The organism is Amycolatopsis vancoresmycina (genome assembly GCF_000716785.1).
Taxonomy (GTDB): Bacteria; Actinomycetota; Actinomycetes; order Mycobacteriales; family Pseudonocardiaceae; genus Amycolatopsis; species Amycolatopsis vancoresmycina.
Genome location: NZ_JNYY01000006.1, coordinates 303877 through 328622 on the forward strand (window position 1 = coordinate 303877; position 24746 = coordinate 328622).

At 72.5% G+C, this 24746-nt stretch carries 19 protein-coding genes; 6 read left to right on the forward strand and 13 right to left on the reverse strand.

All coding sequences use genetic code 11. The annotated features are described in order from the left end of the window. Positions 1 to 26: 26 nt before the first annotated feature. On the forward strand, positions 27 to 1010 hold the full coding sequence (locus OO60_RS16515) for a small ribosomal subunit Rsm22 family protein (protein ID WP_033261605.1): 984 nt from the start codon (positions 27 to 29) through the stop codon (positions 1008 to 1010). A 22-nt stretch (positions 1011 to 1032) separates the two neighbouring features. Beyond that, positions 1033 to 1608 carry a dihydrofolate reductase family protein gene (locus tag OO60_RS16520; protein WP_033261606.1) on the forward strand — a complete coding sequence of 192 codons (576 nt, stop codon included), beginning with the start codon at positions 1033 to 1035 and terminating at the stop codon, positions 1606 to 1608. Here the strand turns inward: OO60_RS16520 and OO60_RS16525 are convergent. From OO60_RS16525 to OO60_RS16555, 7 genes are all read right to left on the reverse strand, one after another. Continuing rightward, positions 1605 to 2417, reverse strand: a complete 813-nt coding sequence (locus OO60_RS16525) for a maleylpyruvate isomerase N-terminal domain-containing protein (RefSeq protein ID WP_244885526.1) — start codon at positions 2415 to 2417, stop codon at positions 1605 to 1607. The genes OO60_RS16520 and OO60_RS16525 overlap by 4 nt on opposite strands. Before the next feature lie 235 nt (positions 2418 to 2652). Further along, on the reverse strand, positions 2653 to 3249 hold the full coding sequence (locus tag OO60_RS16530) for a DUF4232 domain-containing protein (RefSeq protein ID WP_033261608.1): 597 nt from the start codon (positions 3247 to 3249) through the stop codon (positions 2653 to 2655). 20 nt (positions 3250 to 3269) lie between these two features. Next, on the reverse strand, positions 3270 to 3758 hold the full coding sequence (locus OO60_RS16535; protein WP_004559968.1) for a DUF4232 domain-containing protein: 489 nt from the start codon (positions 3756 to 3758) through the stop codon (positions 3270 to 3272). 130 nt (positions 3759 to 3888) lie between these two features. Then, on the reverse strand, positions 3889 to 6435 hold the full coding sequence (locus OO60_RS16540) for a CHAT domain-containing protein (RefSeq protein ID WP_033261609.1): 2547 nt from the start codon (positions 6433 to 6435) through the stop codon (positions 3889 to 3891). 180 nt (positions 6436 to 6615) lie between these two features. Then, the gene (locus OO60_RS16545) at positions 6616 to 7101 is read right to left on the reverse strand and encodes a hypothetical protein (RefSeq protein WP_033261610.1); all 486 of its coding nucleotides are present in this window, start codon (positions 7099 to 7101) and stop codon (positions 6616 to 6618) included. Continuing rightward, entirely contained in the window at positions 7098 to 7673 is a 576-nt protein-coding gene (locus OO60_RS16550) for an RNA polymerase sigma factor (RefSeq protein ID WP_033261611.1), read from the reverse strand. Before OO60_RS16550 ends, OO60_RS16545 begins: the two co-directional genes overlap by 4 nt. After that, a complete protein-coding gene (locus tag OO60_RS16555; RefSeq protein WP_033261612.1) occupies positions 7670 to 9301 on the reverse strand; it encodes a S8 family serine peptidase in 1632 nt (543 codons plus the stop codon). The genes OO60_RS16550 and OO60_RS16555 overlap by 4 nt, the downstream gene beginning before the upstream one ends. 187 nt (positions 9302 to 9488) lie before the next feature. Between OO60_RS16555 and OO60_RS16560 the strand changes: the two genes are divergently transcribed. Further along, positions 9489 to 12560 carry a SpvB/TcaC N-terminal domain-containing protein gene (locus OO60_RS16560; RefSeq protein WP_033261613.1) on the forward strand — a complete coding sequence of 1024 codons (3072 nt, stop codon included), beginning with the start codon at positions 9489 to 9491 and terminating at the stop codon, positions 12558 to 12560. 25 nt (positions 12561 to 12585) lie between these two features. Here OO60_RS16560 and OO60_RS16565 read toward each other — a convergent pair whose 3' ends face one another. Further along, on the reverse strand, positions 12586 to 13467 hold the full coding sequence (locus OO60_RS16565; protein ID WP_003060708.1) for a sigma-70 family RNA polymerase sigma factor: 882 nt from the start codon (positions 13465 to 13467) through the stop codon (positions 12586 to 12588). A gap of 152 nt (positions 13468 to 13619) precedes the next feature. Here OO60_RS16565 and OO60_RS16570 point away from each other — a divergent pair, with 152 nt between their 5' ends. Next, positions 13620 to 16430, forward strand: coding sequence for an alpha-L-fucosidase (locus tag OO60_RS16570; protein WP_033261614.1), 2811 nt, complete (start codon positions 13620 to 13622; stop codon positions 16428 to 16430). On the opposite strand, the gene OO60_RS16575 is transcribed toward OO60_RS16570, so the two are convergent. Continuing rightward, entirely contained in the window at positions 16419 to 17042 is a 624-nt protein-coding gene (locus tag OO60_RS16575; protein ID WP_003060716.1) for a hypothetical protein, read from the reverse strand. The genes OO60_RS16570 and OO60_RS16575 overlap by 12 nt on opposite strands. A 117-nt stretch (positions 17043 to 17159) precedes the next feature. Continuing rightward, positions 17160 to 18389 carry a S53 family peptidase gene (locus OO60_RS16580; RefSeq protein ID WP_033261615.1) on the reverse strand — a complete coding sequence of 410 codons (1230 nt, stop codon included), beginning with the start codon at positions 18387 to 18389 and terminating at the stop codon, positions 17160 to 17162. A gap of 266 nt (positions 18390 to 18655) precedes the next feature. On the opposite strand from OO60_RS16580, the gene OO60_RS16585 reads away from it, so the two are divergent. After that, complete coding sequence (locus OO60_RS16585; protein ID WP_051767703.1) at positions 18656 to 20977, forward strand: chitobiase/beta-hexosaminidase C-terminal domain-containing protein; 2322 nt, start codon at positions 18656 to 18658, stop codon at positions 20975 to 20977. Positions 20978 to 21026: 49 nt separating this feature from the next. On the opposite strand, the gene OO60_RS16590 is transcribed toward OO60_RS16585, so the two are convergent. Then, positions 21027 to 21956, reverse strand: coding sequence for a hypothetical protein (locus OO60_RS16590; protein ID WP_051767704.1), 930 nt, complete (start codon positions 21954 to 21956; stop codon positions 21027 to 21029). 81 nt (positions 21957 to 22037) lie between these two features. After that, complete coding sequence (locus OO60_RS16595; RefSeq protein WP_003060728.1) at positions 22038 to 23030, reverse strand: erythromycin esterase family protein; 993 nt, start codon at positions 23028 to 23030, stop codon at positions 22038 to 22040. A gap of 17 nt (positions 23031 to 23047) precedes the next feature. Between OO60_RS16595 and OO60_RS16600 the strand changes: the two genes are divergently transcribed. Then, on the forward strand, positions 23048 to 23749 hold the full coding sequence (locus tag OO60_RS16600; RefSeq protein WP_033261617.1) for a MerR family DNA-binding transcriptional regulator: 702 nt from the start codon (positions 23048 to 23050) through the stop codon (positions 23747 to 23749). Here the strand turns inward: OO60_RS16600 and OO60_RS16605 are convergent. Further along, positions 23738 to 24580, reverse strand: a complete 843-nt coding sequence (locus OO60_RS16605) for an ion transporter (RefSeq protein WP_003060736.1) — start codon at positions 24578 to 24580, stop codon at positions 23738 to 23740. The two genes, OO60_RS16600 and OO60_RS16605, sit on opposite strands and share 12 nt — an antisense overlap. Positions 24581 to 24746: the final 166 nt, after the last annotated feature.

Sequence of the window (24746 nt, forward strand, 5' to 3'; positions counted from 1 at the left end):
ATCCGGACAGGGGAGAATCGACACCCGTGGCCGTTCTCCCCGACGATCTTTCCGCCGCCCTCGACGACGAGCTGGGCCGGCACCCGGTGGCCCGGCTGACGCAGTCCGTCGACCGGCTCAGCGCGCGTTACCGCCAAGGCGACGCCGCGACTTCGCCGATCCTGAGCTCCGAAGCCGACGTCGCCGCGTACGCGGGCTACCGGATGCCGGCGACCTACGCCGCCGTACACGCTGTGCTCGCCGAAGCCGCTTCGCGCGCTCCGGGCTTCGAGCCGCGTACGCAGATCGACGTCGGCGGGGGCACCGGTGCGGCGGTGTGGGCGGCCGCGCAGGTGTGGCCGTCGCTGGCGAAGTGCACGGTGCTGGAGCAGGTCGCCGGCGCGATCGGCCTCGGCAAGCGGCTCGCCGCCGGGGCCGGGCTGCCGGCGGTCCGGAACGCGGAGTGGCGGCGCGGGTTCGCCGACCCGGCCACGCCGGCCCCGGAGGCCGACCTCGTCACGCTGTCGTACGTGCTCGGCGAGCTGCCGGAGGCGGGCCGCGCCGACGTCGTGCGCTGGCTGGCGGCGAAGGCCGGCGCGGTCGCGCTGATCGAGCCGGGCACCCCGGCGGGCTACGAGCGGATCCGGGCCGCGCGGGCCGGGCTGATCGACCTCGGCCTGCACGTGATCGCGCCCTGCCCGCACGACGCGGCGTGCCCGATCGTGCCGGGTGAGGACTGGTGCCACTTCGCCGCCCGGCTCCCCCGGTCGGGCCTGCACCGGAGGCTGAAGGCGGGCACGCTCGGGTTCGAGGACGAGAAGTTCGCGTACGTCGTCGCGGCGCGCGTCCCGCCGGAGCGGCCGGACGCGCGGATCATCCGGCACCCGAAGAAGCACAAGGGGTGGGTGGCGCTCGACTTGTGCACGGCTTCGGAAGGGCTGAAGCCGGGGATGGCAGTTTCGAAGAAGCAGGGCCCGCGGTACCGCGCCGCCCGGGACGCCGAGTGGGGCGACGGCTGGTCATCCGCCTGATCCGGTGGCAGGGTGGCGGCCCATGGGGAGAGTCATCGCGGAGATCAGCATGTCGGCCGACGGAATCGTGGCCGGGCCGGACACCAGCACCGAGCACCGCCTCGGCAAGGACGGCGACCTGCTGCACGAGTGGATGTTCGAAGGCACGGACACCGAGGCCGGGTTCGCGGCGCAACTGTTCGAGGGCACGGGCGCATTCGTGGTCGGCCGGTCGATGTTCGACATGGGCGTCGACCCGTGGGGCGACGACGGGACGTTCAAGAAGCCGGTGTTCGTGGTGACGAACCGGCCGCACGAACCGGTGGTGAAGGGCCCGACGACGTTCACGTTCGTCACCGACGGCGTGGCCGGCGCGCTGCGGCAGGCGAAAGCCGCGGCGGGCGACGAGAACGTGGTCCTGATGGGCGGCGGCACGACGCTGCGGCAGTACTTGCTGGCCGGCCTGGTCGACGAGCTGCGCCTGCACGTGGTGCCGTTGCTGTTCGGCGCCGGCGTCCGGCTGTTCGACGCGGAGGTGGGCGCGCACGTGAAGCTGGAGCGCACGGCCGTGCACGAGACGCCGAACGCGACCCACCTGACGTTCCGCGTGGTGAACTAGGGCATCCGGACGGTCCGCAGGAACTCGGGCAGCAGCCACGGCCGCGGCCCGCTGACCCACACCCCGCCGAGCAACGCCGCACGCAGCCGGGAGATCCGGCCGAACATCATCGGGACCAGCACCGCCGGATCGAACTTCAAGCGCAAGTCGGCCGTTCCGTCCGGCGCCTCCAGCCGCAGCCGGCCGTGCTGCAGCGCCAGCACGGCCGGTGCCGTGTACGACGACCGGAACTCCACCGCGATGCGGCGGGCGGCCGGCTTGGCGTCGTCCAGCAGGCGGCCCATGTCGTTGCGCACCATGCCGAACAGGAACAGCTCGAGGAACAGCGCCTCCAGCCGCGCCGGGATCCGCCACGGCCGCCCGGCCGCGCGGGCGATGTCGAGGCCGTGGATCAGCAGCTCGTTCACCAGGTGGGCCAGGACGCCCGCCACCGGGACCCGGGATCCGCCCAGCCACCACACCGGCTTCTCCGGGTCGAGGTCCGCGCTGACGAGCAGGAGCTGGGCGATGTCCGTGCGCAGCCGCTCGGCCAGGCGGAGCGGATCGCGTTCCGGGTACAGCCGCAGCGCCAGGGCGTTCATCTCGGCGATCGCGTCCACGCTGACCGAGTCGATCGGCGCCGCCAGGCCCGGCAGCGGGAGCGGGCCGCCGTCACCGCGGATCATCCCGGTGTACATCAGGGCGATCATGCCCACGTGCGCGGCCGTTTCCGCGATCGACCACTCGCCGAGCGATCTCGCGTCCGGATTCCGGATTCCGGTGAGCAGGTCCGCGAACCGGCCGCCGACCTCCGGCAGGGCTGCGCGCACTGCGTGCCACTGTTGGACCGTCACAGCCTTCGACGCTAACGCGCGGGCGCACCGGCCCGGATCTTCGAAGGTGCGGACATCTTCGGGCCGGGCCGCTCCACCGTGAGTAGTGGAGCTCGCAGCGGTAACCGGCCAGTCGGGGGGCGTGCCGGCCGGTTACCGCCGCACCGAGGAAGAGGGGGCCTCGCGCCAGGAATGACGCGCGGCTTCGTGCTTCACTCGATCGAGTGATGGGTTAGGCCGGATCGGCCAGGATGCCGTTCACGTACGAGCCCGGGTGGGTTGCCGCGTCCTGGCGGAGAACCGGCAGGTCAGCGGGCCATTCGACGGTCAGCGGCCGGGTCTGGCCCGGTGGGATCGTGACCAGCTTTGCCGGTGTCCAGGTCGCCCCGCCCTCCGCCGGGGTCAGGACCGTGATCGTCGCCGACGCCGTCGTCCCGGGGGTCACCTCGTTGTACTTCACGCCGTTGTCGACGCGCGGCAGGTGGTACACCGGGCCGAACGCCGGATCGTCCGGGCCCACCAGGTCGACGCCCGGCACACCGTGCAGGCCACACGTGTGGTCCGAGGTGTTCCGGTAGGTCAGCGGCACGTCGAACTGGCCGGGTGCGCCGGCCTTCTCGGCGGGCTTGCCCAGCGAGACCGCCAGGTCGGCCGTGGTGCACCGCGGGGTGGCGGCCGAAGCCGGAGCCACGCCACCCCCGGCGGGAGCGGCGGCGGCCGGAGCGGCGGCGGCGCCACCCGCAGCCGGCGTCGCCGCCGTGGACGTGCCGCACGCCGCCAGCGCGAACGCCCCCGCCACCGTGCCGAGCCCGATCAAGATGCGCTTCATGCGAGTTCCCCTCTGAAATTTCAGTTGCTGACCGGCGTGACGACGACCGTGTCGCCCTTCAGCGGCGCCCCGGCGGGCCACGCGACGCTCACCGGCTGGCCGTACGGGCCGGTCGGCAGGTCGAACGTGACGAAGTCCGGCGTCGCAGGCGCGGCGGCCGCGCGCTGCACGATCCGGGACACCGCGGGGTGGCCCGCACGCAGGTTCACCGGCAGCGCTTCGCTGCCGTCCGGCGTCGCGGTCACCGGCAGGCGCTGCCCGCCGGACAGGAAGGACACCGCCGTCGGCGCGCCCGCCAGCTTGCAGTTCGTGGTCGGCGAAGCCGCCGTGTAGGTGAGCACGTAAGCCTCGTGCCCGGCGGCGTTCGACGGGTCCGGCGCCACGGTCACCCGCACGTCCGAAGCCCCGCACGGGTGATCGCTGGGCATGGCGTTCGCCGTCCCGCCCGCCAGGACCAGCCCACCGGCCAGCAGACCCCCGGCGATCAGCGCGGTTCCAGCTCGCTTCATGGTCGTCCTCCCTGTTCCGTGATCGACTGGACTCACCGGGAAAGATGCCCACCTGCCCCGCGGGGATGCGCCGGGATGCGATCGATCACCGCAAAGCAACCCGCAAGATCGCCGGACGTCGGAAAGAGTGTCAGCTGCGGCCGAAGCACACGAACGGCATCAGCGGTTCCGCCTGCGCCGCGTCCGCCAGTGCCCGCGCCGGCGGCGTGCCCACCGACAGCGCCTTGTGGAACGCCAGCATCACGCCGCCCGCGGTGCGGTCGTCGACCCGGGCCACGCTCGACACCACCGTGCGGCTGCCGCCGTAGAGCAGCGCCGCCGTGAAGCCGAGGACCTCGTCGCCCGCGCGGACCACCGCCTGCCCGACGTCGCACGAGGACAGCACCACCTGCTCCGGCGCCGTCGCCAGCTGCTGGACGTCGTAGGCCATCAGCGGCCCGTCGGCCAGGTTGAGCCGCGAAAACAGCACGTTCTCCTGCTCGTGGTGGCCGTGCGCGGCGAAGTGGGCCAGCCGGCAGCCGTCGAACGCCTTGAGCGTGGCCGCGACCGTGGCGTCCGGGCCGGTCAGCACCTCCGCGTCCGGGTACAGCGACGCCAGCCGGGCCACCTCCGCCTCCGCGTGGGTCAGGTCGGAGCCCGCGACGAGCAGCGGCGCCCCGGTCGCCCGGCCGGCCCGGCGGCCCGCGTCGAGCCAGGCCGACGACGACGGCGTGACCGTCACCGGGCGGCCACGCAACGTCGGCAGCAGCCCCCACGGGATCGCCGAAAGCGCGCCGGTCGGCACCACGACGACGTCGAGGTCGCCGAGCCGGGACGCCAGCGGCGCCAGCAGGATCGCGTCCAGCGCCGTCACCTGCGTCCGCACCGACCGGCGGATCACCTGGTCCAGCTGCGGCGGCAGCTGGCGCCCGCACAACGCGTCGAGGTCGCTGTGCAGCCGCGCGACCGGTTCCGCGACCGCCGACGCCGGGCCGAGCTCGACCAGCGCCACCCGGTGGTTCGCGATCACCTGCGCGCACAGCGCGCCGTGGTCGGCGAGGAAGCACACCATCGCGCTGCCGGTCGCCGCGAGCTCGTCGCCGACCTCGCGCAGCTTCGCCTCCGAATGCTCGGCGTCCACGCCTTCGGCCTGCCAGCCCTTGGCGCGGATCTCCCGTTCCAGCGCGGCACACCGCTTCACGGCCTGGCTGTCCGGCTTCCCGGACAGCTCGCCCGCGCGGATCTGCATCGACAGGAACCGCAGCTCGGCGACGGCGTCCACGGTCTCCGGGTGCGCGGGCGGGCGCACCGGCCGGAACCGGAACGCCTGGGCGCGCGACCGGTCGAGCCAGCGGAACACCACACCGGGCGACCGCTGGGCGAGGGCGGCGGCGAGGCCCGCGTCGGCGAGTTCCTTACCCAGCGACGTCGTCCCGGTCTGCAGGTCGACGCTGCCGAACCGGCTTCGGTGCCGCTGCAGCTGCGTCAGCCCGGCCCGCGCGTTCGCGAACGTGACGCGCCGGTGGCCGCTCGCGGCGCCGAGTTCGGCCAGCGCGAGCCGCCGCACCAGACGGTTCTCCAGCGGCGCGGTCCGGCGGTCGCGCGGGGCGATGCCGGCGCGGGCGCCGTCCAGGTCACCGAGCGCGATCCGGGCCCGCGCGGCCAGCAGCGCCGCGATTTCGGCGTCGTTGCGCAGGCCGAGGCCGGTGAGGCGGTCCGCGAGCGCGGTCGCCTCCGCCGAGACGCGCGAAATCCGCCGCCCGGCCGCGAAGTCCGCGCGCAGCACGGTCAGCTGCGCCACCGCCGCCCAGGTTTCGTTGCCACGACGGCGAAAGCGTCGTTCCGCGCGGCCGGCCCAGCTGCGCGCGGCGGCCGGGTCGCCGCTCGCCAGCGCGGCCAGCGCCCGCGTCAGCTCGGCTTCGGCGTGTTCCTGGTTCATCCGCAGCCGCGGGAACTGCTCCAGCGCCGCGTCCAGTTCGGCGGCGGCTTCGTGCGGCAGCCCGGCGGCCAGCAGCGCCCGCGCCTTGTCGACGGCCAGCACCGGCAGCATCCCGACGCTCTGCTCGGCGTAGAACCCGCTCGCCGCGTCGAAGTCGCGCAGGGCGCCCGGGATGTCGCCGGTGAGCACGCGGGCCTGGCCGCGGCCGTGCGCGGCCTTGGCGAAGATCCGGGCCAGGCCCTCTTCTTCGGGGTGGCCGGCGCCGATCTGCTCGCACTGGTCGAGGTCGGCGAGCGCGAGCCGGACGCGCCCGGCGTACTGGTGCAGCATCGCGCGGTTGAGCAGCGTCCGGGCGAGCACGACGAACTCGCCGTGCTGCCGCAGCAGCGGGATCGCCTCGTCGAAGCACGTCAGGGCCGCGTCCATCCGGCCGATCAGGATGAGCACCAGACCACGTTGCTGCCGCAGGATCCCGCGCCCGGCGTCGGACACGAGCGCGTCGGCCTCGTCGAGCAGCGCGAGCCCGCGGGCGCTGTTGCCCAGCGCGGTTTCGACGGCCGCGTACGTGCCGAGGACGCGCGTCGCGAGGTCCGGCCAGGACGGCCAATCCGGCGGCGGTTCCGCGGCGGGCAGGCCGAGCAGCCGCGCGGCGGAGCGGATCAGCCGGCCGCCGACCACCGGCTGGCCGTCGTTGGTCGCCGCGACCGCACGCCGGTGCAGCTCGCGGACCCGGTCTTCGACCTTCGGGGACGCGACCACGTGCTGCCCTTTCGGCCGGGGAAGGACGCCCCGGATCGTACCTCCGGGTCAGAGGTACCAGGCAGCTCTCGCGAACCCCCGCGAGTTCCCCCGCCGGCGATGTCGCGAATGACTCATTCGGGACGTCCGAGGTCGCGAATGAGTCATTCGCGACCTTGCCCGGGCCCGGGAACCCGCGCGTCAGAGCTCGATCGCGGGTGTGCTCACCGTCCTCGACCGGCCGAGCGTCCGCACCAGGACCTGGACCATCCCGTGCGGCACGCCGCTCACCGCGAAGCGGCCCTCCGCGTCCGACGTCGTCGTCAGGGGGCCGGTCGCGGTGCGGACCTCGATCGGGTGCTCGGCGGGCGGGGTCAGCCAGCCGTCCAGGCGGATCGTCCCGCCGGGTTCCGGGCTCACGTTCACCATGATCGTCAGGCTTTCGCTGTCGAACGTGATGAGCCGTCCCTGTTCGGCGGCGCTGCGCGTGATCGCGAGCGCCTCCTGCTCGCGGATGCGCATCACCTCCAGGTCGACGTCCTCCAGCTGGATCGCGAACCGGATCTGGTCCACCAGCGTGGCGGGCATCGGGTCGGCGTCTTCCCACAGCTCGCGCACGCCGGCCAGCAGCCGGAAGTCGAGCTCGTCCAAGGGCTCGTCGGCGCCTGGTGGTTCGACGGTGGTCACAGCCAATCTCCTTCGCCGTTGGCGAGTAGCTGCTCGCGCAGGCGCGCGAGACAGCGTCCCCTGGTCGGGCCGATACTCCCCCTCGGCATACCCAGCCGGGCGCCCACTTCGGCGTAGTCCGGCCGGTGCACGAACGCCACGATCCGCAGCAGGCTGCGGCAGCGTTCGGGCAGGTTGTCCACCGCGCGCCACAACCGCGCGCGCTGGTCGTCGCGCAGCACCCCCTCCTCGGGTGCCGGTGCCACTTCGGTCAGCCGCTCCGGGAGCTCCGGCAGCGGCCGTTCGACCTGACGCCGTTCCCCCGTGCGCCAGGCCTCCCGTTTGGTGACGGTGATCAGCCAGCCGGTCAGCGCGACCGGCGAGCGGATCTCCGCGAACGAGCCGAGCAGCCGCAGCCACGCCGTCTGCACGACGTCACCCGCCTGGTCGGCGTCGAGCCCCTGGTCACGCGCGACCTGCCAGAGCAGCGGCGTGAGCAGGGAGACCAGCTCGTCCAGCGCCGCGCGGTCGCCCTCCCGCGCGGCGCCGAACAGGGCCGCGACGCGGCCGTGGTCGGTCTTGGCCACGTTCACAACGAGCCCAGCGCGGTCCAGGCGCGCTTGACGACGGTTTCGCGGTCGGCCGTGGCGAGGTCACCGGAGTGCAGCAGGGCCTTGCCGAGCTCGGCGGCGGCCAGCGGCGCGGCGAACGACGTCCCGTCCCAGACCGCGAAGCCGGCGCTGTAGTCGTCCGGGTCGAAGGAGGCGCGCCCGAAGCCGGGCACCTCGTGGTCGGCGGCCGCGGTGCCGCGGACGTCCGTCGGGAACGTGCTGACGACGCCGGCGCCGGTCGCCCAGCAGCGCACCCACGGGCCTTCGTTGGAGAACAACGCCTTGCTGGCGGCGACATCGGGGTTGAGCGCGCCGACGCTGATCACCTGCGGGCCGCAGCCGCTGCCGAGCGGCTGGTCGGCGAAGGCCGCCGGGTAGAACCGGCGCGTGGTGGCGTCGTTGCCCGCGGCGGCGACGACCAGCACGCCGAGCCCGAGCAGCTCCGCGATCGCCGAACCGAACCGGCCGGTGAAGGCGACGTCCGCCGGGTCCTCGACGTAGTAGCCCATCGAGATCGAGACGATGTCCACCAGGTCCTGCGGCCGGTTGCCCGCCTGCGCGTTCCGGACGCGGTCGGCGAGCAGGTGCAGCGCGAACAGCACGTCGGCTTCGTAGGCGACACCGTCGCTGTGCACCACGCGGATGGCCAGGGTGTCGGCCTCCGGGCAGGCCTGCCGGATGATGCCGGCGATGAACAGGCCGTGCCCGGTGTCGGTGTCGACGTCGCCGATCAGCGGCTGGCCGGTCGAGGGCGCGTCCCAGTAGTCGTGCAGCAGCTGGGTCGGCACGGTCGTGCCGGACGCGAGCTCGCCCTGCAGGATCGCGTTTTGGATGTCCGGCGCGACGGCGAGGCCCGAGCCGGCGGCCGGCGGGGCGGAGCGGTCGGCCAGCCCGAACCACGGGTGCGGGCCGATCCCGGTGTCGAGCACCGCGATCACCGGCCGCCGGTGGGCGGGCTTCGCGCTGCGGTACGGCGGGGCCGCGGACAGCGTCACCGGGATCCGGTTGGCGCCGCGGGTGCGCCCGTAGGAGCTGCCCGCGCCGAACCCGCTGGTCTCCCACGGCGTGCCGCCGAGGCCGCTGGTCTCCCACGGCACCCCGCCGAACACCGGCGTCGTGAACAGCAGGTGCTCGACGGACATCTCCCGGACGATGTCCGGGTCCAGTTCCGGCTGCTCGCCCGAGGTCGCGGCCCGCAGCAGCTGCAGCGCCCGCCAGCAGTCGACGACGACCGGGTCGGTGTCGTCGCGCACCTGCAGCAGGGCGCGGACGGGCAGGTCGTCGAGCTGCCGGGCGCGGGCCAGGTCCTTGCTGTCCCCGCCCTGGCCGGCCGGGGTGGCGTAGACGCCGATGCGGGCCAGGACGCGGTTGATCGCCGCCAGCGTCTCCGGGTCGCGCAGGTACCGCTGCGGCACGAGGAACACGCCCGGCCGGTACACGGTCGTGCGCGGGGCCGGCTGCCCGGCCGCGACGACGGCCGTCGCCGGGTCGAGCACGCGGGCGCCGTGCCGGTCGAGCAACTGCCTCGGCGGGGCGGGCAGCTCGTTGAGCGTGCTCGCGTCCTCCGCCGCTGCTTCCGCGGTTTCGTCCCGCACGAACCTGACGACCATCGGGTCCACCCTCCTGCACGCCATTGATCACCACCGGCACCCGGGAAAGACCCGTGGGCCGCCTCTGGGATACGACCCCGACATCACGAATGCATAACGCCGACGGCAAACGGGTGAACACGTATCTGGGGCCCCCGGCTCACCCACTTGGCCCTCCGGACGTCACGAATCCACGCGGGGAGATCACATGCTTGTGCTCCGGTCGAGCACGCAGGACGCCGCCTTCACGCCGGACCCGGCGACCGGCGGCGGCCGCTTCACGGTCCCACTCGACCTGCCGCCCGGGCCCGGCGGCAGCGCGCCGTCGCTCGCCCTGCGCTACACGACCGGCGCGCCGAACGGCCCGTTCGGCGGCGGGTTCGCCGTCCCGCTGCCCCACGTCGGGGTCGCGGGCGAGCAGGCGCGGTCCCGCACGGCGGGCCGGCTCGTCCGCCGGGGCGACGGGTTCGTGCTGACCACCCGGTCGGGGCTGCGGCACTTCCTCGGCGCCGCCGACGGCTCCGCCTGGTACCTCGACCGGACCGAGGACCCGTTCGGCACGGCCGCCACGTTCGGCTGGGCGCACCACAGCGGCCAGGCGTACCTGACCCGCGTCTCCTACGGCCCCTACGAAGTGGAGTTCACCTACGAGCCGCGGCCGGACGTGCTGCGCTGGGGCCGCGGCGGCACCCTCGTCACGACGGCGCTGCGGTGCGCGCGCATCGACCTGCGGGTGCCCGGCGGCACGCGGCCGCTCGTGCGGCGGTGGTCCCTCGGCTACGAGGCCGACGACGTCACCGGCGCGTCCCTGCTGACCTCGGTGGCGCTCAGCGGGTTCGACACCCAGGGCGCCGAAACCGCAGCGCCGGTGCTGCGCCTGGCCTACGCGACCGTCGAGCCGCCGCCGTCGCGGCGGGTCCAGCTGGCCGCGCGGGCGCGGTCCGGTGGCAGGGTGTCGGTGGTCGACGCCGTGCCGTACCACGCGTTCGAAGACACACCCCGCACCGGACGGCTGTGCGAGATCGACAACGGGATCGGGCTGCGCACGGCCATCGAGTACGCGGCCGTCGCCGCGGTGCCGGTGGTCCGGCGGATCTCCCGGCGCGAAACGGGCACCGGCCAGGAGGGCGTGACCGAGTTCGAGTACCACGACAGCCGGTTCCCCGTGTTCGGCCGGGTCGTGCAGGACGAGCTCGGCGACGAGTACGCGCCGACGCTGCGGACCGTGCGCTGGTTCGGCGACGACGGGCTGCCGGCCAGGGAGGAGACCTACGGCCTCGACGGCTCCCCCGCCGCGGGCCGTCCGTACCGGCGGGTGGAGCACCACCGGCGTCCACAGTGGACTCGATCGGTGACGACCGAGTTCGAACGCCGGACCTCGCCGGTCTCGGTCACCACCACGGAGACGGCCTTCGACACGACCGGGAACCCGACGCGCGAGGTGGAGACGACCGAGCGGCCCGGCCGCCCGCCGGTCGTGCGGGACACGCGCACGACGTACGCGAGCGACCCCGACCACCGGTTCGCCGCCCTGCCCGCCCGGGTCCGCGAACTCGACGGGAGCGGCAAAGTCCGGTCCGACACGCTGTTCCGGTACGACGAAGAGCCCGACGGCCTCGCCGGTTCGCACGGCTTCCTGACCGCACGGGAGGACCTGGTGCTCACCGACGCGCTGGTCACCGAGGTCTACGGCCGGGTCCCGCCGGACTTCCGGCGCCACGGCTACCACCGCCGTCCCGGCGAAGAGGGCTGGTGGGCGACGACGTTCCACGGGCGGTTCGCCACCGTCACCGGCCTGCGCACCACCACGACCGATCCGCTCGGCCACACCTCGGAGGTCCGCCACTCGGCCGACCAGTGCTTCCCGGAGGTGGCCACGGACCCGCTCGGCAACACGACGGTCACGCGCCACGACGTCCGCACGGCCCGGGTGTGCGAGGTGACCGATCCGGCGGGCGCGGTGACCACGATGACCCACGACCCGCTGGGCCGTCCCGAAACGGTCGTGCGGCCGGGCGACTCGGCGGACCTGCCGACCGTCCGGTACCGCTACGGGCCGGGCCGGGTCACCACCGAGCAGCGCGCGGTGTCCGGCGAGGCGGAGGTGCTGGTGCGCGCCGAGCTGCGCGACGGCGCCGGCCGGCTGCTGGAACGGCGGCACGCCGAACTCCTCGGCGACGTCGTCGACGAGCGCCACGAGTACTGCGCGCGGGGCCTGGTGTGCCGGACCAGCCGGGGGTTCCGCGACGGCTCGGCACCGGACGCCGCGGAGGAGTTCCGCTACGACGCGCTGGGCCGGCCGCTCACCGGGCCCGGCCACGAGGAGCGCGGTGCGGGCGTCCACGACCTGCTGGGGCGGGAGCTGCGCGGCGCGGACGGCGTCGTGCACGTGCGGGACGCCGCCGGCAACGAGGTCGAGACGCGGACCGCGGGCGGGCACAAGGTGTACCGCGTGCACGACGCCGCCGACCGGGTGGTCGCGGTGCTGGTCGACGACCCGGGCGGCACCCCGGTCACGACGTTCACCCACCACGACGGCGCGCTGCCGGTGCCGCTGGAAGCGGGCCCGCACAGCTGCGGGCGGCTGGTGCGCGTCGCCGACGAAGCCGGCGTCACGCTGTTCGGCTACGACGCGCTCGGCCAGGTGACCGAGAAGCGCTGGCGGCCGGCGCACGTGGCCGTCGAGTACCGGCTGGACGTCGTGCGCCGCGCGGACGGCCGGGTGTCCGAAGTGGTCTACCCCGACGCCGGCGACGGGCGGCCGGCCGTCCACCACCAGTACGACGAGGTCGGCAGGCTGGTGAGCGTGCCGGGCTTCGTCGACGCCGTCCAGTACGACCTGCACGGCAACCGGACCGCGGTGCACTACGCGAACGGCGTCACCGAGCACTTCACCCCGGACCACGTCGTCACCGGCCCGGGCGGCCTGCGGCACGACGTCACGCCCGCCGGCCCGGAGCAATCCGTTCCGGGCAGCGAGATCCGCGACGCGTTCGGCCGCCTGCGCGGGGTGCAGGGCGACGGCGTCAACGCGCTGTACGGCTACGACCACACCGGCCGCCGGGTCCGCACGCTCGTCACCAACGGCACGCAGGTCCACGAAGTCCTGACCCCGGACGACCGCTACGCGATCGAGGACGGCGAGCTGGTGATCGTGGTGGCGGACGCGGTGTGGCAGTACGCGGACGGCCGCCGCCGCTACCGGCACTTCGACGACACGGGCGAGATCGCACTGACGACCGACGAACACGGCGCGGTCGTGAGTGGTAAGGAGGGTTAGAACCCTCCTTACCACTCACGACGGGTCAGTCGAGGACGGCCAGGTCCAGGCGGCTGAGGCGGTCGGGGTCCGCCAGGATGTCGATCTCGACGATCCGGCCGCCCGCCACCGTGAAGCCCAGCACCGAGAACGGACGGCCCTCGCGCGTCGCGACCACGCCCGCCGCGCCGTTGACCAGGGCGCGGTGGACCACGCCGCCGCCCGCGCCGAGCCGGGAGAACGTCAGGGCCTGGTTCGCCACCGCCGCCGCGCCGCGGACCTCGTCCGAGCCGCCGAGTGCCGGGCCGCGGTCGGCGCGCAGCACGACCTCGGGGTCGAGGACCGAGACCAGCGCGTCGAAGTCGCCGCCGCGCGCCGCCGCCAGGAAAGCGTCGACGACTTCGCGCTGCCGGTGCAGGTCGGGGTCCGGGGCGACCGGCGCGCCCTGCACCCGCCGCCGGGCCCGGCTGGCCAGCTGCCGGGTCGCCGCCTCGGACCGGCCGACGATCGGCGCGATCTCCCCGAACGGCATCGCGAACATGTCCCGCAGCACGAACGCCAGCCGCTCGGCCGGGGTGAGCGTGTCGAGCACGACGAGCAGCGCGAGGCCGACCGAGTCCGCCAGCACCGCTTCGTGCTCGGGTCCGGCGTCGTCGCGGCTGATGATCGGGTCGGGCACCAGGGTGTCCCACGGCTCCTCGCGCCGGGCCTTGCGCGAACGCAGCAGGTCGAGGCAGACGCGGCCGACGACGGTGGTCAGCCAGCCGCCGAGGTTCTCCACGGCGGCGCTGTCACTCCGGCTCAGCCTGAGCCACGCCTCCTGGACGGCGTCCTCGGCCTCGGTCAGCGAGCCCAGCATCCGGTAGGCGACGGCCCGGAGGTGGTCGCGGTGGGTCTCGAAGCTGCGGGCCAGCAGGTCGTCGTGCACGGGTGCGTCCTTTCGCGGGCGATCACCACCTTGACGGGCGGGGCCGCAGGTTTGTGACAGATCGGACGACTGTGTGCCGGTGAGCGGCATCTGCCCTTGACGTACGATATACGACCATCTAATCATCGGATCTCTCCGGACGAGGAGGTCCTTTGAGAATCCGACTGCTTGCCTGCCTGGCCGCCGCCATCGCGCTGGTGGCGAGCCTGGTCACCCCCGCGAACGCCGAGCTCTACCACCCACGCCAGGACTGGCTGCGGGCCTCGACCGCCGGGCTGTTCCTGCACTGGGGCATGTTCACCGCGCCGCGGCACACCGACTGCGCCGCCTGGAAGCGCGACGTCACCGACGGTGGCTGGACGCCGGACTACTGGATCGACGAGGCGAAGAAGCTGGGCGCGTCCTACGTCGTCCTCACCACCTTCCACAGCCGGCTGGGCTACGCGCGGCCGTGGCCGTCGAAGATCCCGGGCAGCTGCTCGACCCAGCGCGACTTCCTCGGCGAGCTGATCGCCGCCGGCAAGGCCAAGGGCGTCCGCGTCATGCTCTACATGACCGACGATCCCCAGTGGCACAACGAAACCGGCCACGAGTCGCTCGACTCGGCCGCCTACTCCGCGTACAAGGGCAAGCCGGTCGACCTGACCACCCGGCCCGGCTTCGGCGAGTTCAGCTACGACCTGTTCGACGAGGTCATGGACCGCTACGCCGACCTCGCCGGGTTCTGGATCGACAACGACAACGAGTACTGGGAGCAGCACGGGCTCTACGAGCACATCCGCGAGAAGCGGCCGTCGATGTTGCTGAGCAACAACAACGAGGACACGCCGATCATGGACACGGTCAGCAACGAGCAGAAGACCGGCATGACCCCGTCCTACGACTACCCGCAGGCGGTCTGGACGCCGATGCCGCGGCTCACCGAAGCCGACTACAAGCTGCCGACCAACGGCGACTGGTGGTACAGCGGCGGCGACCAGGCCGTCGACGTCCGGCTGTCCACCGGCCGGTACATCACGAACGCGGGCTCGTCGATCAAGTCGCTGATGGCCGAAACCGCCATGCTGAACGGGAAGTTCCCGCCGCAGCAGGAGGCGTTCAACAACTTCATGGCGTCGTGGACCCAGCCGATCAAGGAGTCGCTGACGGGCACCGAAGGCGGCGGGTACATGTACGGCGGCATGCAGCCGGGCTTCTGGAACGACGGCGCGCACGGCGTGATCACCGTCAAGCCCGGCGCGCGGACGCAGTACGTACACGTCGTCACGCGGCCGTCGACGAACCTGGTTCGGTTGCGGGACAACGGCTACCGCGTCACCGGCGTGTCCGACCTGCGCACCGGGAAACCGATGCGGTTCGCGCAGTCCGGCGGCTATCTGTCCATTCTGGACATCACCGGCTGGGACACCTACGACACCGTGTTCAAAGTGGACACCGCCGGGCAGCAGTACTTCTACGACAAGAGCACGATCAAGGCGACGGCGTCTTCCAACGCGGCGACGGCGGCGAACCTCGTCGACGGCAGTTACCTCAACTACTGGGACGCCGGCGGCCAGCTTCCGGTGTCGGTGACGCTGGACCTGGGCCGGAAGCGGTCGACGGCCTACCTCGCGGTGCACGAGCGCGAGTCTTCGCCGACCTACGCCCGGGAGTCCTTCGGCCGTGCCGAGGATTCCGCGCGGATCAAGGACTACCGCGTCCACGCCAGCGACGACGGGAAGACCTGGCGCACGGTCCGCACCGGCGCCCTGCCGAGCAACCGCGGCGTCCAGTTCATCGACGTCGGCGAGGTGCACGCGCGGTACCTGCAGCTCGAGGTGCTGAACACGTGGGCCGGGCCGCAGGCCAAGCCGTACTACCGGCAGCTCGCGCTCGACGAGATCGACGTCGCCTACGGCTACCCCGACCCCCGCGGCGAGGTGCCGCTGGAGGCGGAGTCGTGGCGAAACGGCTTCGACGGCAAGGCGACGCCGGTGTGGTGCGAGGCGTGTTCGGGCACGAACGCGGTGACCGGCCTCGACCACGGCGCGGTGGTCTTCCGTGACGTCCAGGCCACGGGGCCGGCCCGGCTGCAGCTGGACACGCCGAAGCCGGGCACGCTTTCGGTAAGCGTGAACGGCGCCGCGCCGATCACCGTCGACGCCCCCGCGGCGATCGCGGTGCCGACGGTCGCCGGCACCAACACGATCAAGGTCTCCGGGACGACGGACCTCGACCGGATCGCCGTGGCGCCCCTGCCACCGGAGTCGTACGCGCCGAGGACGACGTTGACCGTGCAACCGGCGGGCGTGCAGTGGGTTTCGCCCGGTCAGCAGGCCCTGCGGATCACCGCGTCGCTGCGGCTGGACGTCGACGACCCGATCGACCAGGTGTCCCTCGCCCCGGTGGTCCCGGCGGGCTGGACGGTCACGGGCGGCCCGGCGACGACGTCGGTGCTGGGCCTCGGCCAGGTGCTGAGCGGGTCCTGGACGGTGACCGCACCGGCCGCCCAGGACGTGACCATCCCGGTGACGGCGTCCTTCCGGACGCTCGGACGCGCGAAGTCGGTCAGCAAGCCGGTGCAGGTGAAGCAGCGGCCAGCGAACCGGGTGTTCATGCGGGAGGCGGAGGACTCGGCGAACGACATCGGCGACGCCGGCGTCACGAGCTGCTCGCCGTGTTCGGGCGGGCAGAAGGTCCGCAACATCGGCGGGAGCGCGGGCGCGGCGGTGACGTTCCCGGACGTCACGGTGCCCGCGGCAGGCCAGTACACGCTGTACCTGGACTTCACCGTCAACGGCGACCGGTCGTACTTCGTGTCGGTCAACGGCGGAACCCCGGCGGAGGTCAAGGTCAGCGGCGTCGGGAACAACAACCCGTACACCACGTCGGTCCCGGTGACGCTGACCGCGGGCGCCAATACGATCCGGATCGGCAATGACCGGTCGGGCGCCCCGGACCTGGACCGGATTTCACTGGGTTAGCTCTCGCAGCACCCGGGCCGCGTCGATGTCGACGGCGCGGCCCGGGTCCCCGCCCGCCGCGCACCAGGCGACCGACACCCACAGCTCGGCGTAGTCGCCGCGGTCGACCCGGGGCAGCCGCCAGGTGAGCCGGCCGCCGGTCCGTTCGACGGCGTCCCCGCCGAGCAGCCGCGACCAGTACGGCGGCACGTGCCGCCCTTCCCGGGAGCACCGGCGCAGCTCTTCCGCACGGGGACCGCCGACGCTCACCACGGCGTCGGCGGTCTCGGCGGTGAAGGCGCTTTCCCAGGTGCGGTCCTCGTGCGGCGCACCGGCCAGCTCGGCCTGGACGACGAACTCGCCGACGTCTTCCCGGGCGAGCACCCGCAGGACGGTGGTCTCGCGGGTCACCCCGGGCAGCCCGGCCGCGGTGGCCCCGGACACGACGTCGAGCCGCACCGAGCTGTGCCGCCACCGGCACAGCCACGCCCCGGACGCGAGCCCCCAGGTCAGCTCGGGTCTCGGGGGCACGTCCCAGCCCCCGGCGCGGACGGCGAACCGCACGTCCCCGAGCGGCGTGACGACGTCGAGGGCCCGCGGAGCCGTCCGCGACAGGACTTCGGTGTCCAGCATGAGGACATGCTTACCCCGCGCCGGGACCAGCGAAAACGCACGTCACCCGACCGGGGACGATCGACGGCGTGGAAGGGGTACCGAGACGTCCGCGGCCGCCTCGGTACCCCGCCGTGGTCAGAACCCCGACGTGCCGTTCGGCGTGCCCAGCCCGGTCGGCCCGTCGTAGCCCGCGCCCGCGGTGCAGAGGTACGACCCGCCGCAGCTGCCGTTCGACCCCGACGTCACGTCGTACAGCCCGCTGGTGTGCGCGTACGGGTACGAGCCCGACGTCACCGAGTTGCCCGCCAGTGCGTACACGCTCGCGATCACCGGCGACGACAGGCTCGTGCCGCCGACCTGGACCCAGCCGTCCGCACCCTGGGCCAGGCCCAGCGACAGCAGGAAGTCGCACCACGACGACGTTCCGCAGCTGTTGTACGTGTCGTACACCCCGAGGCCGGTGGCCGGGTCCGCGACCGCCGAGACGTCCGCGACCGTCCGCTTCGCGCACCCGGTGTCGTGCTGCCAGGACGGCTTCGCCTCCAAAGTGGAGCATCCGCTGCCGCTGCCGTTCCACGTCGTTTCGGTCCAGCCGCGGGTGGTGGTCGTGGACTTCTTCAGCGTCGTGCCGCCGACTGCCGTCACGTACGGCGAAGACGCCGGCCAGCTGACGCCGTAGCCCGAGTCGCCCGAGGACGCCGTGACCGCGATGCCCGGGTGGTTCAGGTGCGCGTCCGCGGCGAGGATCGTCGAGTCCTCGGCGCCGCCGTAGCTGTTGGAGATCGCCACCACGCCCGGCGTCGCCGCGGCCGTGTCGACCGCCGTCATCAGCGGGTCGGTGTCCGGGGAGTTGGCTTCCACCAACAGGATGTGGCAGTCCGGGCAGGTCGCCGACACCGCGTCGAGGTCGAGGCTGATCTCCTCGGCCCAGCCGTAGTCGGGCGCCGGGAGCGGGCTCGCCGCGCCGTTCTGGTTGACCTTCTTGAAGCAGCCGTTGGCCGTCGTGCACGGCGAAAGCCCGCGCGCGGACCGGAACTTGGCCAGGTCGGCCTCCGCGGTCGGCGCGTCCTGAGCGTCCACAATGGCCACCGTGCGGCCGTTCGCGTGCAACCCCGCGAGCTGGTAGGCGGCTTGGATCTCGGCCGGCCCGTAGCCGACCGGGGTCGAGACGACCAGCGGGCCGTTGCCCTTCGGCGACCGGACCGCCTTGCCGAGGCAGTGGAACTTGCCGGAGGTCGCACAGCCGAAGTTGACGACCCCGCCGCTCTGCAGCGGCGTGGCTTCGGCCGTCGAGGTGGCCACCGTCAGCGGGGCCGCGATCAGGGAGAGGACGACGAGGGACCGGAACAACCGTGGAGACGCCATGGCCTACTCCTCGGTAGGGGACGAGGTGGCAGCGGATCGTCGCATGTCACACGATCGAGGTCACCCGTCAGAAGAAGGTTTCTCGGTTCAGTCATTCGCCCACCGTGGCCAGAACCCGACGAAGAGTGACGAACCGACTCACCCATTTGCGTATTGGTCCAGACAAGTGTTATCCAACCGTGATCGAAGCGCCGCTGACCGGGAGCTACTTTGTTGCGACTGGCAACAAATACCTCGTGGATCCCCAACGGCGGAGGTGTCACGGCGTGAACCGGACCTTGGACAAGCTACGACGACGCGGCCCGGGGCTCGCGCTCGTCGCCTCGGCACTACTGGTGGCGGCCGGGCTCACCGCCCCGGCGGCGCTCGCCGCGGACGACTACACCCAGAGCGTCTCGCAGGTCAGCTCGACGCAGGTGCAGATCAGTTTCACCCCGACCACCCCGGCGCTGTACGTGGACGTCCACTACACCGGCGTCCCCGGCCTCGGCCAGCAGAACGTCCGGATGACCAACGGCTCGGGCACCTGGCGCACCACGGTCGGCGGCCTGAGCACCGGGAACGTCCTCGACTACTGGTTCACCTACGAGAAGAGCGGCCCGCAGTACGACACCCCGCACTTCAGCTACACCGTGGGCGGCGGTTCGACGACGGTGGCCGCGCCGACGTTCAGCCCGCCCGGCGGCACCTACACGAGCGCCCAGACGGTGACCATCAGCAGCGCCACCGCGGGTGCGACCATCCGGTACACAGTGGACGGATCGACGCCGACGGCGTCCTCGACGCTCTACAGTGGACCGATCAGCGTGCCGAACTCCCGCACGGTCAACGCGATCGCGCTCAAGTCCGGCTCGACGACGTCGGCGGTGTCGAGCGCGACCTACACGATCGGCACCCAGGCGGGCTGCCCGACGCAGTCCGACACCCCGAACTTCGGTTCGAACGTGCGGATCTTCGACCCGAGCATGTCCGCGGCGACGATCCAGGCGCAGCTGGACACGGACTTCACCAACCAGAAGGACACGCTCACCGCGCAGTTCGCCGAGCGCCGCGTCGCCCACCTCTTCAAGCCGGGCACCTACGGCGTGCACGACAACGTCGGCTTCTACACCTCGGTGGCGGGCCTCGGCCAGAACCCCGGTGACGTCGTGATCAACGGCGACATCACGGTGGACGCCTTCAACGCCTCCGACAACGGCGTCGCGCTGCAGAACTTCTGGCGCTCGGCGGAGAACATGGCGGTCAACCCCGCCAGCGGCAACGACCGGTGGGCGGTCGCGCAGGCCGCGCCGTTCCGCCGGATGGACATCCGCGGCGGGCTGCAGCTGTACCCGGCGAGCTACGGCTACGCCAGCGGCGGCTACATCGCCGACACGAAGGTGTCCGGCCAGGCCGCGTCGGTGTCGCAGCAGCAGTGGTACACCCGCGACTCCGCGCTCGGCAGCTGGAACGGCGGCGTCTGGAACATGGTCTTCTCCGGCACCAGCGGCGCACCGGCGACCACGTTCCCGAACCCGCCGGAAACCACCCTGGCCACGACGCCGGTCTCGCGGGACGTCCCGTACCTCTACGTCGACGGCACCGGCAAGTACCGCGTGTTCCTGCCGTCCCTGCGCACGAACGCGTCCGGGCCGAGCTGGGCGAACGGCAGCACGCCGGGGTCCTCGGTGCCGATGAGCCAGTTCTACGTCGTCAAGTCCGGTGACACGGCCGCGTCCATCAACAACGCGCTCGCCGCCGGCTGCAACCTGTTCTTCACGCCGGGCATCTACCACCTGAACCAGACGCTCAACGTGACTCGCGCGAACACGACCATCCTCGGCATCGGCTACCCGACGCTGGTGCCCGACAACGGCGTCAACGCCATGCAGGTGTCCGATGTGGACGGTGTCCGGCTCAAGGGCCTGCTCTTCGACGCCGGCACGACGAACTCGCAGGCGCTGCTGACCGTCGGCCAGTCCGGCTCGTCGGCCTCGCACGCCTCGAACCCGACGACGGTCCAGGACGTCTTCTTCCGGATCGGCGGCCAGATCGCGGGCAAGGCGACCAACAGCCTGGTCGTCAACAGCTCGGACACGATCATCGACCACATCTGGGCGTGGCGGGCCGACCACGGCAACAGCGGCACGGTCGGCTGGAACACCAACACCGCCGACACCGGGCTCGTGGTCAACGGCGCGAACGTGCTGGCCACCGGCCTGTTCGTCGAGCACTACCAGAAGTACCAGGTGATCTGGAACGGCCAGGGCGGGAAGACGATCTTCTTCCAGAACGAGATGCCCTACGACGTGCCGAACCAGGCGTCGTGGAACGCGCCGTCCGGTGTGGCGGGCTACGCGGCCTACAAGGTCGGGTCGAACGTGACGTCCCACGAAGCCTGGGGTCTCGGGAGCTACTGCTTCTTCGACACGAACCCGGCGGTGTCCAGCTACCACGCGTTCGAGGTGCCGAACACCAGCGGTGTCCGGTTCCACAGCCTGCTCACGGTGTCGCTCAACTACCGCGGCACGATCACGCACGTCATCAACGACACCGGCGGCGTCACGCCGTCGGGCACGGTGCCGGTCAACGTGGTCAGCTACCCGTAAGCGGTGAAGGACGCCTTCGGCGCATTGCCGAAGGCGTCCTTCGCCGGGGTCAGTTCACGACGATGTAGTACTCGCGGCCGAGGCCGGAGTACGTGCCGTCGGCGGTCCGGCTGTAGACCTGCATCGGGTAGTAACCCGACGCGGTGGGCGTGTAGGTGAAGCTCGCCCGGCCGTCGGGGCCGGCCGGGACCACGGTCGGGTTGTCCCAGTCCTCGTAGAAGTAGTAGACGTAATCGACGACCCCCGGCGTGCGCGGGGTCAAGGTGAAGGTGCCGGTGACGCCGGGACCGCCGCTGCCGACGAAGTCCGGGTAGTCGGTGCTCGATACGAGCGGAGCGTCACTCGCCGAGTAGCCGTTGCTCCCGATCCCGGAGGTCAACCCGGTGCTGGTCGTGCTCCACACGTTGAGCTTGTGGAAACCCCGGGTCGCCGTGACGACGTCCGCGGTCGCGGTTCCGCCGGCCGCGGCCGCCACGGTGGTCTCGGGCCCGCTGTCGACCCGGTAGGTGTAGGAGACGACATCGGCCATGCCGGGCGAGAAGCGGAACTCGGCCGGGATCCCGACCCCGGTTTCGCGGGGCCCGTTGATCAGCGGCTCCGTCGACTGCACGTAGAAGTGGTGGACGTGCTGCGGCGACCGGTTGCCCGCGCTGTCGACGCTCGTCACGTAGAGGTCGTTGGGGCCCGACGTCTGCGGCGTGTAGGAAACCGTCGCCGACCCGCCGGGGTGGTCCGCGGCCACGAAGGTGCCGGCCGGATCGGTGTTGCCCCAGTAGAAGCCGACGACCGAGTCGTCGCCGCCGGCGCTGAAGGTGAACGAGCCCGGCAGACCGGCACCGGGGTGCCAGGCGTTGTCGTCGGGGTACTCGGCCGACGTCACGGCCGGCTCGGCGACCGCGGTGGCGGCACTCGCCTGGGCCGGGACGGCGCCGAACGCCACCACGGCCAGCAGCGCGGTGACCCCATGGCGAACTCTCATCGGAAACCCCCCATGTGAATCCTGTGTCAACTACAGCTAAGCACAATCCCGCCTGGGCCAGGGCCGGGTTTTCCCGCGCTGTCAGGCGATGTGCCACACAGCGGCGGCGCCGTCGAGCACGTCGGCGTCGAGGCCGAAGTAGCCGCGTTCGGGCTTGGTGTCGGCGCGCTTGCGGCCGTCCGGGACTTCGGCCAGCCGCCAGGTCTTCGTGTCCCGCTGCAGCACGCCTTCGTAGGTGTCCGGCGCCGGTTCGCCGAGGCCGATGGCGTCGCTGTGGCCGAGGCTGCCGGCGACGAAGGCGTACCGGTCGCCCAGCAGGGACCCGGCGATCGCGCCCGCGCCGGACCCCGAGCGTTGCAGGTGACCGTTGTGCGCGAACACCAGCGTCCGGCCGCGGGGTGCTTCGAGGGCGTGGATGTCCAGCAGGTTCTCGGCCATCAGCACCGCACGCATCCCCGCGAGCCGCGCGATCCGCGTCTCCCGGTCGCCGGGCCGGGCCGACGCCGCGTGGTAGCGCAGCAGGCCGCGTCCGGCGGTGGCGTGCACCTTGGCCCGCCACCAGCCCGCGTCCGGTCGCGAGGCCCGGGCGTGGAGGGCGACGAGCAGGTCGTCGGCGATCACCCGTAGCTCGCGGGCCTCGGACGAGGCGCCCGGCGACTGAGCCGGGTCGAGGATGGCCTCGGACCGGCTCCACCGCTCGTCGTCGCCGGTCAGGGCCGCGATGTCGACGTCGAGACCCAGGTAGTCGCGAACGTGTTCGAGGTAGGCGCGCGGGCTGGGGGCGCTGAACATTTCGGTCGGGGCGTCGAAGCCGTGGAACGCGAGTGGCTCGTCGGTGTTCTCGTTGTACTCGCGCAGCCAAGCGAGCAGCTGCCGGTTGGCGTCCACCTCGCCCAGGTTGTGCGAGAAGCCGCCGTCGAGCGCGGCGACGCGGTCGGTCTCCAGCGCGATCGACCGGAAGCCGTGCTCGGCGAGCTGCGCGAAGAGGTCGTTGCGCAGCCGCGCGAAGGCCGGTTCGAAGTGGGTCGGCTCGCCGAGGGCGAGCACGTCGGCGGTGAAGTCGGTGAGCTCCATGTGGTTGAATCGTATCCTTGAACACTCGGTTGAGACCTGCCGATCTCGCCCGCGAACACGGCCTCTCCACGCAGGCGGTCCGGAACTACGAGCGCGACGGCTTCCTCCCGCCGGCGGCGCGCACGCCGAGCGGCTACCGGGTCTACACCGAGGTGCACGCGGCGGCGCTGCGTGCGTTCCTCGCGCTGGTCGCGGCGTACGGGCACGCGACGGCGGGCGGGATCATGCACGCCGTGCACGCCGGAGACGCCGAGCGGGCGCTGACGCTCGTGGACCGCGGCCACGCCCAGCTGGCCCGCGACCGCGAAACCCTCAACACGGTCCGGAACGCGATCGGGCACCTGACGGCCGGGCCGGCCCCCGGGCCGGCCACGACGGCGTGGTCGGTCGGCGAGCTGGCGCACCACCTCGGCGTGACGGCGGCGACCGTGCGGGCGTGGGAACGCGCGGGCATCCTGGTGCCCGCGCGCGACCGGGCCACCGGGTACCGGATCTTCGACGCGGCCGACGTCCGCGACGCCGAGCTGACGCACCTGCTCCGCCGCGGCGGCCACCCGCTCGCCCGCATCGCCACCGTCGTGGACCAGGTCCGCACCGCGGGCGGCACCGAATCGCTCACCCAGGCCCTCGAAACCTGGCGGGGCAGGCTGACGGCCCGCGGGCTGGCCATGCTGGACGCCGCCGCGCTGCTCGGCACGTACCTGCGGTCACGGCCGTGACCCCGGGTGCAGCCGGTCGTACTCGTGCGCGGCCGCGCGCTGGGTCCGCACCCGAAGCACCTTCTCCTCGGCCTCGTCGTCGACCTCGTTGAGCCCGAGCTGCACGGCCAGCCGGATCTGCTCGCGGTTCTCCCGGACCACGGCGGAGAAGAAGTCGTCGATCCGCGGGTCGAGCAGGACCTCCAGGAGCACGCGGAACGACGTGTCGACGCAGGCGCGCACGATCTCGTCGTGGAACGGCAGCCGCTTGAGCTTCCCGAGCTGCGGGTCCGCGGCGATCTTCTCGGCGATGATCGTGCGCAGCTCTTCCCGGTGGGCACCGAGCGACTTGGCCAGGTTCTCCGGGTAGTTGCCCGTTTCCAGCACCTTGACGACCTCGTCGAGCACCGCGACGGTGATCGGCTTCTTGATCGCCTTCACGATCGGCTCGGAGAGCTTGTCGACGAGCCGGTAGGTGAACTGCTCGCCGACCGCCCGGTCCGCGGCCCGCCCGATCCGGACGAGCAGCAGCACGACGGTGACGAACCGGTGCGCGACCATCGCGGGGTGCGCGACCGGGATCATCGCGAACAGCTCGTACCAGTTGCGGACGAGGAACTTCTTCGCCCACCGCCGTTTCCGCCACCGCCACAGGAACTCGAGGAAGAAGACCGCGCAGATCCCCGCGTCGACGTAGAAGATCACCAGGCCCGTGTCGCGGGACGGCGGGCTGAGCACCATGAACCCCAGCAACCCGACCGACCCGGCGGCGAGCACCAGCATGATCCAGTCGTCGGCGCGCACGTTCCCGGGCAGGATCCCGCTGTTGAGCTCGGGTTCACTGGTGACCATGCCCGATGATGGCACGGACGGCCCTGATCAGCCGGACCGGCGGCGTGTCACGTTTCTGTCCGGTTTTCGTCGCGGTGCAAACCCGCCCGGATGCGGCATGGTGGAAGCAGGCGGGTCACGACGAGGAGGAGCATGGCGCGCACACCGCACGACCGGCGCGCGCCGG